The organism is Arthrobacter echini (genome assembly GCF_004803505.1).
Taxonomy (GTDB): domain Bacteria; phylum Actinomycetota; class Actinomycetes; order Actinomycetales; family Micrococcaceae; genus Arthrobacter_D; species Arthrobacter_D echini.
The window spans coordinates 172,149-188,804 of the sequence record NZ_SSWH01000002.1 but is presented as its reverse complement, the minus strand read 5'-3'; the positions used below and the strand labels follow the sequence as shown (position 1 = coordinate 188,804).

General features: G+C 67.5%; 9 protein-coding genes and 1 tRNA gene. 9 read left to right on the top strand and 1 reads right to left on the bottom strand.

Annotated elements, in window-relative coordinates:
- The first annotated feature begins 2 nt into the window (after positions 1 to 2).
- From E8P82_RS03245 to E8P82_RS03225, 4 genes are all read left to right on the top strand, one after another.
- A complete protein-coding gene (locus E8P82_RS03245; protein ID WP_136453058.1) occupies positions 3 to 2,144 on the top strand; it encodes a helix-turn-helix domain-containing protein in 2,142 nt (713 codons plus the stop codon).
- Positions 2,145 to 2,316: 172 nt separating this feature from the next.
- Positions 2,317 to 3,972, top strand: coding sequence for an IniB N-terminal domain-containing protein (locus E8P82_RS15380; protein WP_211096785.1), 1,656 nt, complete (start codon positions 2,317 to 2,319; stop codon positions 3,970 to 3,972).
- A 107-nt stretch (positions 3,973 to 4,079) separates the two neighbouring features.
- Positions 4,080 to 5,939, top strand: a complete 1,860-nt coding sequence (locus E8P82_RS03230; RefSeq protein ID WP_136453056.1) for a dynamin family protein — start codon at positions 4,080 to 4,082, stop codon at positions 5,937 to 5,939.
- Entirely contained in the window at positions 5,936 to 7,483 is a 1,548-nt protein-coding gene (locus E8P82_RS03225; RefSeq protein WP_136453055.1) for a dynamin family protein, read from the top strand. Before E8P82_RS03230 ends, E8P82_RS03225 begins: the two co-directional genes overlap by 4 nt.
- Here the strand turns inward: E8P82_RS03225 and E8P82_RS03220 are convergent.
- Positions 7,430 to 7,975, bottom strand: coding sequence for a hypothetical protein (locus E8P82_RS03220; RefSeq protein ID WP_136453054.1), 546 nt, complete (start codon positions 7,973 to 7,975; stop codon positions 7,430 to 7,432). The genes E8P82_RS03225 and E8P82_RS03220 overlap by 54 nt on opposite strands.
- Positions 7,976 to 8,158: 183 nt before the next feature.
- On the opposite strand from E8P82_RS03220, the gene E8P82_RS03215 reads away from it, so the two are divergent.
- The 5 genes from E8P82_RS03215 (at position 8,159) to E8P82_RS03195 (ending at position 16,245) form a co-directional block, all read left to right on the top strand.
- A tRNA-Gln gene (locus tag E8P82_RS03215) sits at positions 8,159 to 8,230 on the top strand.
- A complete protein-coding gene (glmU, locus tag E8P82_RS03210) occupies positions 8,221 to 9,819 on the top strand; it encodes a bifunctional UDP-N-acetylglucosamine diphosphorylase/glucosamine-1-phosphate N-acetyltransferase GlmU (RefSeq protein ID WP_136453053.1) in 1,599 nt (532 codons plus the stop codon). Before E8P82_RS03215 ends, glmU begins: the two co-directional genes overlap by 10 nt.
- The gene (locus tag E8P82_RS03205) at positions 9,816 to 10,796 is read left to right on the top strand and encodes a ribose-phosphate diphosphokinase (protein WP_136453052.1); all 981 of its coding nucleotides are present in this window, start codon (positions 9,816 to 9,818) and stop codon (positions 10,794 to 10,796) included. Before glmU ends, E8P82_RS03205 begins: the two co-directional genes overlap by 4 nt.
- Positions 10,797 to 10,969: 173 nt before the next feature.
- On the top strand, positions 10,970 to 13,687 hold the full coding sequence (locus tag E8P82_RS03200; protein ID WP_136453051.1) for a helix-turn-helix transcriptional regulator: 2,718 nt from the start codon (positions 10,970 to 10,972) through the stop codon (positions 13,685 to 13,687).
- Complete coding sequence (locus E8P82_RS03195) at positions 13,684 to 16,245, top strand: LuxR family transcriptional regulator (RefSeq protein WP_136453050.1); 2,562 nt, start codon at positions 13,684 to 13,686, stop codon at positions 16,243 to 16,245. Before E8P82_RS03200 ends, E8P82_RS03195 begins: the two co-directional genes overlap by 4 nt.
- Positions 16,246 to 16,656 lie beyond the last annotated feature (411 nt).

Below are 16,656 nucleotides of genomic sequence, written 5' to 3'. Positions count from 1 at the left end.
CGATGCGGGTGGACCACACCGACCCCCTGACGCCGTCACCCGCAGCCGGAACCGACACGGTCCGCAGCATCGACGACCCCGCCCTGCGCGAGGCCGTCCTGGCACTGAGTGTCGGATTCCGGCCGTTCGGACCTGTCCCGCCCCTGGTGCACAGCGCCGGTGAATCGTTCGAATCCCTCATCACCAGGGCGACGGCCGATGGTCTGGTGACACAGGCGGGCCGGCCCCATCCCGATGTGCGCACCAGTGTCCTGCACGAGGCCGACGCGTTCCAGGTACGTCGTCTGCAGCGCACGCTGATCGAGGTCCACGAGGATCACGGGGTGCCGCTGGGAGGCCTGGCCCAGGATCTTGCCCGGGACGGCCTCCAGGATGCGCGACTGCCTCCGCTGCTGCTGCAGGAGGCCGTGGCGGCGCTGGCCGATGATCCCGCCGAGGCGCTCGAGCTCTTCGATCTGGCCGTGGCCGCAGGCGCCGACCCCGCGAGCCTCGCGGCAGCTCGTGCCGAAGCGGCTGCGTCCTCGGGAGAGCTCAACGTGGCATGCCGCATCCTCGATGAGTACTTCGCCGGGGGTGAGGAGTCAGCCGCCGATGAGGCGCACGGGTCGGGCTTGCCCGACTTCTCCCGGGCCGTCAGGGTGTCGGCCAGTGTGTGGGCGCAGCGGGGCATGATGTCCCGTGCCGCCGCCGTCCATCGATGGGCAGCGGGTGTGGAGCAGGGCAGCCCGGACCCCCTGGGCGTGGTCGCCCTCGTCGCAGCCGGGGACCGGGACGGCGCGCTGGAGCTCAGGACAGCTCAGCAGCTGACCCGGTCCCCGTCCCTCACAGAGGTCTCCGCCATGCTCCTCGCGGACGGTGTGCTCGCTTCCCTCGAATCACCCGGGCGGGCGCTCCCGTTGCTCGTGCGTGCCTCGGACACCCTCACGGCATCGGGCCGGCTCCTGCCGAGCCCGGAGACCCCGGCCGCGCTCGCCGGCCTCGCAGCAATCATGGCCGGAGCGCCGTCCACCGCACGATCAGTCATAGCACCAGCGCTCGAGGGGCGACAGGGCGGTGACGGAGAGCGTGCGCGGCTGTGTTTGATCGCCGCCTGGGCCGCGATGCTGGCGGAACAGTTCGACGACGCGCACGAGTTCATCGCCCGGGCCAGGGCGTCCGTCAGCGACCTCGTCCCGCGCGACGAGGTGCTCCTGTGCGCACTGCAGGTGGGCATGGCTCGGAGGACCGACGACACGGCGGGGCTCGTGTACGCGTGGCAGCGTGCCGGAGAGGCGCTGCTCCATGTCACCGTCGACCTGTTCACCCTGCTGCCGCTGGGTGAACTCATGATCGCCGGGGCACGCCTGAGGAAGGCCGAGCTCCTCGAGCCCTTCGTCGACGAAGCCTGGTCCCTGCTGGAGAGAATCGGTGAACCGGCGCTCTGGACGGTTCCGCTGCGCTGGTGCGCCGTCCAGGCAGAGCTCCTGCTGGAGCGTCCCGCGCGGCTGGCACCGCACGCTGCCGCCCTCGTCCGGGCGGCGGCGGACCACCCCCTGGCGGGAACCTACGCCGCAGCCGGACGAGCCTGGGTCCGGGTCCTGGGTGGGCGGATCGATCCGGACGCGGTCGAGACCGCCGCCCGGGGACTGGCCGAGGTGGGGCATGCCTGGGACGGCGCGAGACTTGCCGGGCACGCCTCGGCGCGGGCTGGCGAGCGACGCGACATGATCCGCCTGCTCGCCTGTGCCCGTGACCTCCGGCCGGCCCCGCGGCGGACGGCCCCTGCAGCAGCGCCGGAGCCGGTGCCCGCGTCCGCGCGCAGCACCGGTCGGTCCCGCCCTCACCGTGAACGGGCGCTCCGAGCTGATGCTCCGCAGACCGGGGATGGCAGGATCCCCGCGAGCACGCGGGACGAGGGAGCAGATGCCGGAGTGGACACGGTGGGCGCGTTCCTGAGCGACCGGGAGCGAGAGATTGCCGCATTCGTGGTGCAGGGCCGCACCTACCGCGAGATCAGCGAGACGGTGTTCATCTCGCCTCGGACCGTCGAGCACCACATGGCGCGGATCCGGCGCCGTCTCGGCGCCGATACCCGCTCCGACCTGCTCGCACGTCTGCGCCCGCTCATCGCGGACACCGGTGCGCGCATCCCCGCAGCCCCCTGATCCCCTAATCGACGGACCGATCAACCCCTAACGACAGGGGCGGCGATAGGGGGCGGCGCCCCGATGCCCCTTCAGCCGCCCGACCCTAGATTTGCATCAACCCCGGCAACGACGCCGGGTGCAACCGGCACCGTGACATCGAGCACCGTGACATAGAGCAAAGGATTGTCCCATGACCACTCTCGCCAACGATCTCCTCGACTTCCTGATGGATCTCTTCCGCGACGCGGATGCGGCCGACGCGTTCCTCGCCGACCCCGAAGGCACCCTCGCCGCAGCGGGCCTCGACGGCGTCTGCATGGACGACGTCGACGCCGTCATGCCGGTGGTCCTGGACTACGCGCCGGTCAACGCATCGTTCGATCGCACCTACCTGACCGGTGGCAACTCCTCCGGTGATGTGGCCCCGATGATGCCGGGCGCACCCATCATGCCTGGCATGCCCGGTACCGGCGGTGCTCCGAGCGTCGGTGGGAACCCAGGCGGCGGGAACGGAGCCCCGAGCACCGGCGGCGACAATGGAGCAGGCGGACACCCAGGCGGCGGGAACGGAGCCCCGAGCACCGGCGGCGACAATGGAGCAGGCGGACACCCAGGCGGCGGGAACGGAGCCCCGAGCACCGGCGGCGACAATGGAGCAGGAGCAGGCGGTGCCGGTGGACACGGTGGAGACGGTGGAGACGGTGGGACGGGTGGAGACGGTGGCGCCGGTGGGACGGGTGGCTCCGGTACAGGCGGTAACGGCGGGGGCGGCAATGGTGGCGGTTCCACACCACCACCGGTCCCGGAGACGCCGGCCACAGGTGGGGAGGACACCGACCACGGGCACGCCGTGCAGCAGCTCATGCACGTGGTGAACAACTACTCCTACACCTCCTCGGTGGACGATCGGGACACGATCGTGGACAGCTCCGTCAACCAGAACATCTGGGCCAACGGTGACGTCAGCCAGATGTTCGACAACGACGCCTACGTCGCCTCCGGCGATCATGCGGTTGCCGCCAACGGCAACGCCGTCGTCGACAACTCGGTCGACAATTCCGACGACCACTCCCAGAACAGCTCCACCAACGTCTCGGCGGCCGGCGGTGCCAGCGTCGTCGTCGGCGATACCGTGGACTCCAACAACGACAACTCGACGAGGGACTCGTACAACGACAACTCGGACAATTCCGACAACTCGGTGGACGTGGACATCAGTGACTCGCTGAACGACAATTCGGACAATTCGGACAACTCGGTCAACGACTCGTTCAACGACGACTCCGACAACTCGATCAATGATTCGCTGAACGACAACTCGACGAACGCGGACAACTCGGTCGATCTGGACGTGGCGATCTCCGATTCGCTGAACGACAACTCGACCACCACCACCACGGACAACTCGGTCGCCGATTCGCTGAACGGCAACACCGTCAACACCGACAACTCGATCAACGATTCGCTGAACGACAGCTCGACCACCACGAACACGGACAACTCGGTCGATCTCGACGTCGCCATCTCCGATTCGCTGAACGACAACTCGACCACCACCGACGAGTCCGTCAACACGGCGGTCGTGGATTCGTTCAACGAGATCACGACCGATGCCTCCGTCAACACGGCAGTGGTGGATTCGTTCAACGACGAGTCGATCAACACCGACGTCGACGTCAACGATTCGCTGAACGACTACTCGGACAACACGGCGGTGGCCGTCGTGGACTCGTTCAACGACAACTCAGAGAACGAGTTCACCTCGATCGACGACTCGTTCAACGAGGACAACTCCCTGGACGTCGTCGTCGACACCGATGTCGCGGTGGAGGAGCCTGGTCACTAGGCAGGACAGCACACGATAATAACCGGGTAACCGGTCCGGCCCGACGGGGAGTCATCTCCTCGTCGGGTCGGACCGTTGTCCGGATCCGGTGAACGAGGGGATGCACGATGGTGGAGCTGGTCGGAATGGTGGAGGACGCCATCGAGCTCGTCTCGGTGGGAGAGCGGGACGATCTGAAGCAGCGCCTCGAGCAGACCCTCCGGCGCCTGGCCGAGCCGGACGTCCGGGTGATCGTCGTGGGCGAGTTCAAGCAGGGCAAGAGCAAGCTCATCAATGCTCTCGTGAACGCACCGGTCTGTCCCGTGGACGACGACATCGCCACCTCCGTACCCACGGTGGTCCGGTGGGGCGATCCGGCGTCCGCCGCAGTACTGGTCCCGATCGACGGCGCCGCGGCGGGGGAGGAGAGCGCACCTCTGGAGAAGCGTCCGGTGGCACTCGCGGACATCGCCCACTACGTCTCGGAGCGGCACAATCCGGGCAATGTGCAGCGCGTGGCCTCGGCGGAGGTGGGGCTGCCCCGCAGGATCCTGGCCGGTGGCCTGTCCATCATCGACTCGCCCGGTGTGGGCGGGCTGGACTCGGCGCATGTGCTGACGACGCTGACCGCTCTTCCGACGGCGGACGCCATGCTGCTCGTCTCGGATGCGTCCCAGGAGTACACGGAACCCGAACTCCGCTTCCTCAGGCAGGCCCAGCGCATCGTGCCCACGGTGGCCTGCGTCCTCTCCAAGACCGATCTGTATCCGCAGTGGCGCAGGATCCTGGAGCTGGACCGGGGTCACCTGGATCGAGCCGGGGCTGGTACGGTCCCGCTGATCCCCGTATCCTCCGATCTGCGCCTGCATGCCGGGCGGACGAACGACGCCGAGCTGAACCAGGAGTCGGGCTTCACCGAACTCGTGACCTACCTGCTGCGCGAGATCGCCGGGAAGGCCGCAGCGCTCCAGAGACGATCGGTGGCGCAGGATCTGCTCTCGACGGCGGAACACCTCCACCTCGCGTTGAGTTCCGAGCTCAGCGCCCTGGAGAATCCCGAGGGCGTCGAGGCGCTCCTGGCCGACCTCGAGGAGACGAAGGCGGAGGCGGACCAGCAGCGCCGGCGGTCAGCGCGCTGGCAGGTCACCCTCAACGATGGAATGTCGGATCTCATCGCGGACATGGAACATGATCTCCGGGACCGCCTGCGCAGGATCCAGCGCGAGGCGGAGACGGCCATCGACACCGCGGATCCGGGAGAGGTGTGGGACCAGTTCGCACAGTGGCTGGAACAGCGCGTCGCCTCCGCGGTGTCGGATACGTTCGTCTGGACCAACGAGCGGTCGCAGTGGTTGGCCGGCGAGGTCGCGGAGCTGTTCGCACGGGACGAGGTGCCGCTGCCGCTGCTTCAGGTCTCCGGAACCGACGACGTCCTCACCCCCGTCGAGGAGGTGCCGGATCTGGATCCCGGCAGGGTGAGTCTTCCCGGCAAGATCCTGATCGGGATGCGCGGCTCGTACGGTGGCGTGCTCATGTTCGGCCTGCTGACGGGCATCGTCGGGATGTCACTGATCAATCCGCTGTCGGTAGGTGCAGGACTGCTCCTCGGACGCAAGGCCTACCGCGAGGACAAGGAGGCGCGGCTCAAGCGCCGTCAGGCAGAGGCCAAGACGATGGTGCGCCGCCAGATCGACGACGTCGTCTTCCAGGTCGGCAAGCAGCTCAAGGACCGCCTGCGGCTCGTTCAGCGCGAGACCCGCGATCACTTCGCGGAGATCGCCGAGGAGTACCACCGGTCCCTGACCGACTCCGTGGCTGCTGCACAGCGCACCTCGTCGTCCCGGGCGAAGGACAGGGACCACCGGATCAGCGAGCTCAGAGGCATGCTCGCGCGCGTGTCCACCCTGCGTCAGCAGGCTGCAGCCCTGGTCCCGGTCGAGGCGACCACCGGGGAGTCGGCAGCAGAGGCTGTAGAGGTTGCCGGATGAGCAGCACGTCGGCAGCGGTGGAGGAGCTCCTGATCCGGGCGCGCTCGGCATATGCGAACGACCCGGCCGCGTGCGCAGCGCTCGATGCCTTCGCCGATCGCCTGCGTGAACCGCTGAGGGTGGCGATCGCGGGCATGATGAAGGCAGGTAAGTCCACCCTGCTGAACGCGATCATCGGCGAGGAGATCGCGCCGACCGATGCGGGGGAGTGCACCCGGATCGTCACCTGGTACCGCTGGTCGGCGACACCGAGGATCACCCTGCACCGCACGGGTGGGGAGCAGGTGCTCCTGCCCGTCCGGCGGATCGCCGGACGGCTCGAGTTCGAACTCGGTGGCCTCCGCCCCGAGGACGTGGAACGACTCGTGGTGGACTGGCCCGCCGAGAGCCTCCGCCGGCTGACGCTGATCGACACCCCCGGCATCGCCTCCCTCTCCTCGGGGGTCTCCGAACGCAGCCTGCGTCTACTGACGCCCGGGGACAACGCGTCGGAGGCCGACGCCGTGATCTACCTGATGCGTCATCTGCACGCTTCCGACCTGAGCTTCCTCGAGGCCTTCCGCGACGACAGTACCGGCAGCTCGGGGACCGTCAACGCCCTCGCCGTCCTGTCGCGGGCCGACGAGGTGGGGGCGGGCAGGATCGACTCGTTGATCTCCGCAGCCGGGATCGCCGACCGGTACCGATCGGATCCCTCCCTGCGGGCGCTCGCGCTCGACGTCGTTCCGATCGCGGGTCTGCTGGCACAGAGTGCCCGCACCCTGCGGCAGGAGGAATTCCGGGCGCTTGCGGTCCTCGCGGCGCTCGAGCGAGACGTGCGGGAGAAGATGCTGCTGTCGGCGGACCGCTTCGTGCGCGCCGACGCCGCACTGCAGGTCGATCAGGGCCTCCGCGCCTCCCTCCTCGACCGTTTCGGCGTGTTCGGGATCCGGTTGGCGTGCGCGCTGCTGCGCGGCGGAGTCGACAGTTCCTCGGAACTCGCCGACGAGCTGGCGCGGCGCAGCGGTCTCGATCAGCTCCTGCAGCTCGTGGAGCGTCAGTTCAGGGCGCGGTCCGATCAGCTCCGGGCCAGGGCGGTCCTCACCGGTGTAGGAGCGCTGGCGCGCGCCGACCCGTCGCCGCAGGGCCGGGGCCTGTTGGGATCGATCGAGAGGATCGAGACCGGCGCCCACCAGCTCCGGGAGCTGAGAGTGCTGTCGGCACTTCGTTCGCGGGCCGTTCCGCTGTCTGCTCTGTACGCACAGGACGCCGAGCGCCTGGTCGGAGGCTCGGGCGTGAGTGCCGCACAGCGTCTGGCGCTCGACGACGATGCCTCTCCGGACGACATCAGCTCCACGGCGCTGGCCGAACTGCGCCGCTGGCGCCTCGTCGCGGAGAATCCACTCACCGACCGAACCGCCGTCGAGGCCTGCCAGGTGGTCGTACGCTCCTGCGAGCAACTCGTCCGGGACCATCGGCAGCCTGATCGCGAGGCCGCCGGAGGTCCCGGATCACGACGGGTCCACGCCGGGAGCAGTACGAACGTCCCTGAACCAGCGACTTGAGGTCGGGAGGAAGGACAGGATCAGCGCCGCGACAGCGAGGAGGGCCTGCACGGACAGGAGGACGGGTGTCGGTTGGAGAGTGCCGGAGTCGTCCGTGAGGAACGCCGACGCCAGGAGCGTGGCGCCCAGATTCACCACCAGGAGCACCGTTAGCACCCAGCGGGTCCAGCCGAGACCGAGTCGGAACGGCCGGACCAGGATCGCCTCCGAGAGAAACACGATGAGAAGTGCCCCGACGGTGCCCCAGAAGGCGATGAGAGCGACCGTCTCGAGATCCGCAGCGGGAATGGTCGCATCCACTTCGGCGGCAGTCTCCTGCAGGTAGGAGAGCTGGCCCTCGCGGTCGAGGACACGAAGGACGACGGCGGCCAGCCCGAGCGCCACGCTGCTGAACCAGAGCCACCCCGCGAGTCGCACGGTTCCGGTCGGGCTGCGGGTGAGCAGTACGGGCGGCGGCGTGGTGTCGGACATCTCTGGGCGTGGAGGACGCATGGTGAGAATCTAGCGTGGCGGCCCCCGTCCTTCAACGATCTGCTCGCACCGAGGAGGAGCCGGCAACGACCGTCCTGCCGGAGCCCTTGCGGGTCCGGGAGGAAGTCGCTGCTACGAACACTCCATGGCAAACTGGATAACCGTGCGCAGGTGACCCCGCCAGGAGGTCGCACCGCAGCACGGTCCGCCCTGGTGTAATGGCAGCACCCCAGCCTTTGGAGCTGTGGAGTATAGGTTCGAATCCTATGGGCGGAACGGCGCAAGCCCCGGTACCCTGCATCGCAGGATGCGGGATCGGCCAGCAGACCAAAGGTAGGAGTTCCCACCTCGTGAGCCCCCAGAGCGCAGACCAGACAGTACGGCCGCATCATTCGGCGGACGGGCCGGCAGCGGTGATCGTCCTGGCAGCAGGCGCAGGAACCCGGATGAAGTCGCGCACCCCGAAGATCCTGCACTTCCTCGGAGGGCAGTCCATGGTGGGACACGCGCTCGCAGCGGCGCGGGGCGTCGCACCACGCGACCTCGTCGTCGTCGTACGGCACGAACGCGATCTCGTCGCCGAGCACATCACGGCCCTCGACGAGTCGGCGCTCCTGGTGGACCAGGACGACGTACCCGGGACAGGACGAGCCGTGCAGGTGGCCCTTGCCGCGCTCGATGAGCGCGACGCCGCTACCCGGGGCACGGTCGTCGTCACCTACGGGGATGTGCCGTTGCTGGAGGCCGCCACGCTGCGGGCTCTCGTGACCGCACACGAGCAGCAGGCCAACGCCGCCACGGTGCTCACCGCCGAGCTCGAGGACCCGAGCGGCTATGGTCGCATCATTCGTGCAGCGGACGGAACGGTGACCGGGATCGTGGAGCACAAGGACGCCGACGAGGACCAACTGGTCATCTCGGAGGTCAACTCGGGGATCTACGCGTTCGACGTGGCCGCGCTCCGGTCTGCTCTGGGACGTATCGACGCCGACAACGCGCAGGGTGAGCTCTACCTCACCGACGTGCTCGGCCTCGCCCGCGAGGACGGCGGCCGGGTGGCGGGCCTCCTCGTGAAGGACCGCTGGCAGGTGGAGGGGGCGAACGACCGGGTGCAACTGGCCGGCCTCGGGGCAGAACTGAACCGGCGCATCCTGGAACGCTGGATGCGCGCCGGCGTCAGCATCACCGACCCCGCGAGCACCTGGATCGACGTCTCCGTGGAACTCGACGAGGACGTGACGATCCTCCCGGGCACCCAGCTGCACGGTGGCACCACGATCGCCAGGGACGCGGTGATCGGCCCTGACACGACACTCACCGACGTCGTCGTGGAAGAGGGAGCACAGGTGATGCGAACCCACGGCAGCGGGGCACGCATCGGGGCAGGTGCCAGCGTCGGGCCCTTCACGTTCCTGCGACCCGGTACCGTCCTCGGGGAGGAGGGCAAGATCGGTGCCTTCTACGAGACGAAGAACGTCGTCGTCGGCCGCGGCTCGAAGCTCTCCCACCTCGGGTACGCGGGGGACACCGAGATCGGGGAGCACACCAATATCGGGTGCGGGAACATCACGGCCAACTACGACGGCGTGAACAAGCACCGCACCACGATCGGCTCCCACGTGCGGACCGGATCCAACACCGTGTTCGTCGCGCCGGTGTCGATCGGCGACGGCGCCTACACCGGTGCCGGCGCCGTCATCCGCAAGGACGTCCCCGCCGGAGCACTGGGCCTGAGCGTGATGCCGCAGCGCACCATGCCGGACTGGACTGCCTCACACCGCCCCGGAACCGCGGCGGCCGAAGCGGCGACGGCCGGCAAGGGGTCCGATTCCCCAGCAGAACCACACGAAGGCGGACAGGCATGAGCGAGATCACGGCACGCGGCGAGAAGAAACTGGTGCTGGCCTCCGGGCGCGCGCATCCCGAACTGGCCGAGGAGATCGCATCCTGGCTCGGTACCGAACTCCTCCCGGTCTCGGCCTACGACTTCGCCAACGGGGAGATTTACGTCCGCTCCGGCGAGAGTGTGCGGGGCACCGACGTCTTCGTCATCCAGGCGCATCCGGCGCCGCTCAACAACTGGCTGATGGAACAGCTGATCATGGTCGACTCGCTCAAGCGTGCCTCGGCCAAGCGCATCACCGTCGTCTCGCCCTTCTACCCCTATGCGCGGCAGGACAAGAAGGGGCGCGGACGCGAACCCATCTCGGCCCGCCTCGTGGCGGACATGTACAAGACGGCAGGAGCCAACCGGCTCATGTCCGTGGATCTGCACACCTCGCAGATCCAGGGCTTCTTCGACGGACCCGTCGATCACCTGATGGCCATCCCGCTGCTGGCCGACTACATCCGCACCAGGGTCGACGCCGAGAACATCACGGTGGTCTCGCCCGACACCGGTCGCGTGCGCGTGGCGGAGCAGTGGGCGGAGCGGCTCGGCGGTGCACCCCTGGCCTTCGTGCACAAGAGCAGGGACCTCACGATGCCCAACCAGGCGGTGTCGAAGCAGGTGGTGGGTCAGGTCGAGGGGCGCACCTGCGTCCTCATCGACGACATGATCGATACCGGGGGAACCATCTCCGGCGCGGTGCAGGTGCTCAAGAACGCCGGCGCCAAGGACGTGATCATCGCCGCAACGCACGCCGTCTTCTCCGATCACGCCGCCCGGCGGCTCGCCGAGTCCGGGGCCCGGGAAGTGGTGGTCACGAATACTTTGCCCATTCCCTCCGAGAAGCGCTTCCCGCAGTTGACCGTCCTGTCGATCGCCCCGCTCATCGCCCGCGCCATCCGGGAGGTGTTCGACGACGGCTCGGTGACGAGTCTCTTCGACGGCATAGCGTAAGGGCCCAAGGCCCAGGTAGTCCTACGGCAAAAAATGAGTACGGCGTATCACACGCAGGCACCCGATGCGAGTATGGTGCCGTCACGTATCCGTAGCGTCCACTCGTGCTGCGCCCCGGTCGACTTCCTACGCTTCTTCTCAAGGAAGCGTCACACCAGGGAAGTCGGTCCTCCATGTGCCCGCAGAATCTCGTCGACGGTTCGGCCGTCCGCCCACCGGTGCGGTCCTCGCGAGAAGCTGCGGGGAGGCAAGCATGGCGGGCGTCCGCGCCCGAGTGTTTCGTGGGACGCGAGGAGGAGATCGCGCTGGTCCTCGAAGCCCTCGTCCGGATCGGGTCCGCGGGAACCGTGGTGGCAGGAGTTCCCGGGTCCGGAAAGTCCGCTTTCCTGCAGCAGGTACAACGGCGCCTGACTTCTGCGTATGTCCTGCATGGCCGAGCGGAGCTCGCACCTGTGCCGTACCACTGTCTTCGATCACTCGTGCCGGGGCTTCCGGCGGAGCTGACGCATCCGGCCCTGATCGCCAAGGCGATCCTCCGACTCGTCCACCAGGCTGCCGGTAGCAGGGAGGCCGTCCTGGTGATCGACGATGCGGAGCATCTGGATGAGCTGCCGATTGCCGTGATCGGTCAGGTCGCACTTACTCACGGACCACGCGTCGTACTGTCGGTCACGGATACCGCACAGGTTAATCCCTCATTACTGGCTCTGTGGCGCTCCGGGGATCTGCAGCGGATCGACCTGCCGGAACTGTCGTTCTCGCAGGTGTGGCTCCTGGCAGAGGTCGTTCTCGGGGCCCCGCTCAGCAGGGAGGGCGCCGAAGCCGTGGCCGAGGTGGCCGTCGCGACCCCGCGTTCCATTCTGGAAAGAATCAGAGATCTGACGCAGCGATCCGCGCTCGTGCGGAGGAAGGATGTCTGGGTTCACGCGGAGCATCCGGCCCCGTGCCTGCATGGTGTCGACGCGTTCCTCTCCGGCGGGCCGTCGGTTTCGGCGAATCAGCGGGACATCCTCGTCCTGGTGGCGCTTCTGGGCTCGCCGTCGTGGACCGACGTGGCGCTCATCGCGGACCCGACGGATCTCGATGAGCTCCAGAGCGCGGGATTGCTCAGGGTGGACGGACGGCGGATGCCGCGCATCAGCCTCACGACTCCCCGCATGGCGTCCGGACTGACCGACGCAGTGTCTCCGAGCGTCGCAGCACACCTGTACTCGAGGCTGTCCCGCATGGGTGGCGCGCTCGACGATCTTCGCAGGGATCCGGTTCGTGACGTCCTATGGCGACTGAAGGCGGGTAGAGCGGTGACCATCGAGGAGACGGCGCACGCACTCCAGCTCCTTGACGGCAGCGGTGACTACGGTCGCGTCATTCGGCTGATCGCCTCGCTCGGGAACGCAGGTAAGCGCTCATGCATCAGCTGTCAGGGACTGGTCGCCGCCCTCCAGCAGGGGCACTACGACGAGGCAAGCGCCTTCGCCGGCCTTCTCGCTGCAAGAAGGGAGTACCTCGAGCCCGAGAAGCTGGTCGCTTGCGGAATCGAACAGGCGAGGCTGCAGCGCGTCAGCTCCATTCCGTCGGCAGCGCAGACGCTCCAGAAGTTGGCTGCCCGTACCTCGGCATGGCGTCGGGCGGCGGACACTCCTGGTGCGGTGAGCGAGGTGGATCTGTTCGAGCGCAGGATCCGGGTTGCCCGTGCAGAACTCGCTGCTTTCGAGGGGCGCTTCCGGGACAACCTCGACGCTCTAACCTCCCTCGTGTGCACCGATTCACCCGACGCGCTGAGCGTCGAGGAGCGCGGCCTCCAGGTCACCGCGCAGTCTCTCCTGCTCGAGGCGAACATCCTCGCCGGACATCCGAACCCGGAGTTGACCCACGCGCTCTCGCTGCAGCTGGCAGATCCACGGATCTCCTACCGCATCGCGGACGCCGCGCTCCTGCGGGTCCGGCTGGCGTCCATGCTCACGGGCGGACAGGGTGAGGCCCTGCCCGCTGCACCCCAGCGCACGCAAGCGATTCCCTGGTCCAGCGAACGCGGTTCGCTCGCCCAGTTGTTGACGGGACTCGATCTCCTCGCGGCTGGTCGCCGGGAGGAGGCGGGCACCGCCCTTCGAACGGTGGTGCAGCAGGTGCGGGACGCCGACCCCCACGGAATACTGAACCTCGCGGCGGCGGCGCTCACCCTCTGCTGTACGGATGAGGGATCAGCGCAGCGGGTCACCGCCGGACTTCCGCTGACGGATGCCGAACGGCGCAGTTCCTGGCTGATGCGGCGGGCGGCATCTTTCTACCGTACGTGTTTCGCTGCACGCGTCGGGAGCCGGAGTCAGGCCGCGGCCGGCTTCCATGCTCGGGCGGCCGACGATCGTGCGCGGGGAGCCGGAGCGTGGGCCTTGACGAGCCTCGCCGCTGCCGCGTGCCTCGGGCGGCGGGAGGCACTCGCCGCTCTCGTCCGTTCCTCCGACAGCAGTCATGAATCGCGGGAGCGGGTGCGGTGGCTGTACGTGCGGGCTCTCATGTCCTCCGATCCGGAATCGCTCCTGGGTGTCATGCGCACCGCTGTTCCGAGCAGTGAGCACCAGCCAGGGTACCTCCGCGCCGCCACCAGAGCGACGCGTGGGCAGAACGGACCCCGCCGGCGTCGTACTGATCCGGACCTGGCGTCCCGCGCACAGACGGCGGTCGACGCCGACCTCCGCCTGTCGATGCTGACCGCTCGCGAGAAGGAGATCGCCACGCTCGCTGCCACCGGCCGGAGGAACCATGACATTGCCCGAGAAGTCTTCCTCTCTGTGCGGACGGTGGAAGGGCACCTGTATCGGGCATACGCGAAACTCGGCGTCAGCTCGCGGGTGGAGCTCAACGAGCTCCTGCTGCCACCGGGCAACCCGTGAAGTCCGCGACCGGACACGGCGCTTATGAGTATGAGAGCAGAACCGAGCTGCTCGCCGACATCAGCGATACACTGCGGCGCCGGTCAGGCTGCGGCGTCTTCGTCTACGGCAGCGCAGGCATGGGAAAGACCACCGTGGCCCGACGGCTTCGGGCTGCCTGCAGGGATAACTTCGAGTCCTTCCTCCTGGTCGGGACACCGACGCTGAGGAGCGTCCCGTTCGGAGCACTTGCACCTCTACTGGCAGAGGCATCGCCCGGACACCTGAACTCACCGCTGGCCGTTCTGCGCATCGTGAGGTCCTTCGTCCGCAACCGACCCGGACATCGCACGGTCCTGCTCATCATCGACGACATGCATTTTCTGGATCAGGAGAGCGCCATTCTCCTCACACAGCTGGCGAGCTGCGGCGACATCGCAATCGCGGGTTTCGCGCCCTCGGTGACAGCGCTCTGCACCGAGCTGGCACAACTTGCCGAGGACGGCCTGGTCGAGCAGCAAGCCATGCTGAGACTGACTCATGTCGAGGTTCTGGCACTCTGCGGTCAGGTCCTCGGTGACGATCTCGCCCGGGGCGTGAGCTCGTGGTTCCGTCGCGAATCAGCGGGTAATCCGCTGTTCCTGCCGGCGCTCGTCGACCACGCCGTCAGGTGCGGATCCCTCGTCGTCATCGATGGTGTGTGGGTCCTGAAGGACACCGCCTCCGCCGCACCAGCGAGTCTGCAACAGGTTGCGCGGTCCATCGTGCTGCAGCTCGGCGCGCTGGAACGCACAGCATTCGAACTCGTCGTACTGGCAGAAGTCGTGAGCCTCACCGACCTGGTCCGGCTGAGCAGCGAGAGTGCAGTTTCATCCTTGCTGCAGGCTGGTCTCCTCAGAAGAGTGAACCGCAGGGGGTTCATCGGGTTCCGCACGCGGGACCTCCCTGATCCGATCTTCCGGACCGTCATTCCGATGGGGAGGAGAAGGACCCTGCTTCGCCGGCTGGGCCCGGGAACACAAAAGGACCGGACCTTGCCCGCTCCCGGCCGGGTCCGTCGCGCTCTCTGGGAGCTCGAGTGCGGTGAGACCGTGCCCGACCGGCGTCTGCTGGAACTTGCGGCTACGGCTGCGAGGACCGGCGAGTATCGCTCCGCTCTGCGGCTGGCAGATGCCGTCCGAGCCCCGGACCGTGCAGCGGATGCGACCCGGTTCAGTGCCATGGCCCGGTTCGACCCGTATTGTCTCCACGAGGTCGGCCGGACGGAACCAGCGTCTTCTGCAGGGGCAAGCGTCCACGGACGTCCTGTGGAGACTCCTGAGCTGCGGATCCTTCGAGCGCTTTGGTCGAATCATGCCGGACGGTACAGCGAGACCATCGAGTCACTGGAACAGATCGTCGGCGAAGGATCGGAGGACCTACGACTTCTCACGTCAGCGCACGCTCTCCTCGCGGAAGCTCTCGGGGCCGTCGGCAGGAGTGTCCAGGCACGTCGTCACGGATCAGCTGCTCTGGCACTCATCGACGACCACCCGGAGGTAGTGTCCGACCTGTACCGCGGTGCGTTCCTACGCCACCTGAGCGTGGTGGTGCACAGCGGTGACCTTGGCACGGCGGAGGATGCTCTCGGCGAATACACGGCTGCGACCGACTCGGACTACGCATTCTGCAGCGGAAGTATCGCGGTGCTCGATGCGGCAGTCGACGTACGGAAAGGGCGGTTCAGGAGCGGACTGACCAAAATTCGTCCTGCACTGGTTTCTCTGCGCTGTTCCGACCAGGACGGACTGCTGGTCTATGGCCTGGGCATCGGCAGCTGGGCAGCCGCAACCCTGGGCGAGGCGGACCAGGTGGAACAGTGGTTCGCGGAATTCTCCTCGATCACGGATCGCGGCAGCGCGCAGAATTCCGTGCTGGCACATGCTCTTGTCGCCGCGGCTCGGGTCATCCAGGGCTCAGGCGCCACGTCCCAGCTGCTCGGCCAGGCGGGGATGGCCCGGGAAAATGGGTGGTTGACCGCAGAGAAGGAGATTCTCGAGCTCGCCGTCGGTCTCGGCGACCCAGGTGCCCCGGCCCTGCTTGCTGCGGTCACGGCATCGCTGGAAGGTGACGAGGCACGTGTGCTGCATACCTATGCCGCCAGCTTGGCGTCGGGGGACGCGGAGGCTCTTGCGGTGACAGCGGACCGCGCCGAGTCACTGCAGAAGTACTCGCTGGCCGTTGAGGCGACTCGGCAGGCGATGACGTTCCTCCCTGCCGGCAGTAGCAAGGACCACAGACGAGAGCTCGGCCTGATGGTGCGTCGTCGTCGAATGCTGATCGATGGAGGCCCGGTCATGGAACCGGTCGAACCGACGACCACGCGGCCGTTGACACCACGCGAACGGGAAATCGCACTGCTGGCCGCCGATGGGTATTCGAACAGGGCGATCGCCCGGCATTTGGTGGTCTCCATACGAACCATCGAGGGGCATTTGTACCGAACCTTCGCCAAACTGGGGATCGTGCGACGTGAGGATCTCCCCGGGACCATGAACGATCTGCTCCCTGCGCCCGGCGGACGTGATGCGGGTAGGTAGTCGAAGAACAGGATCCGAGTACCGTGATCTGAAAGTTGCGTCCGGACTACTCGTGTAGGGGGTCAGTTCTCCTGCCTACAGTGGTTCTCGTCGAGGGGTTGTCCGTCGCGGACGACTCCTTGGACCCATATGCTGGGTCGGCGGCGTAGGAGTTCTCCTGAGACCGGAACTTCGTCCCCAGCCGCCGCCGACCCTCGTATATCGTGGCCTTTCCCTGGAACCGGGTCCGACTGTGATCGAACCAGAAGTACAAGGAGCTCCGGCTGGCGGGACACTCCGTTCGACGCAGGCCGATGGCGATGCGCAGGCGCAGGGTTGCCTGCGCTATCATCGGATACAGTGCCTAGGCGAGGGAGCGGGCCGGATCAGACTCTTCCGGCCGGACTCCGTGATCGACGGTGGCTGGTGTGC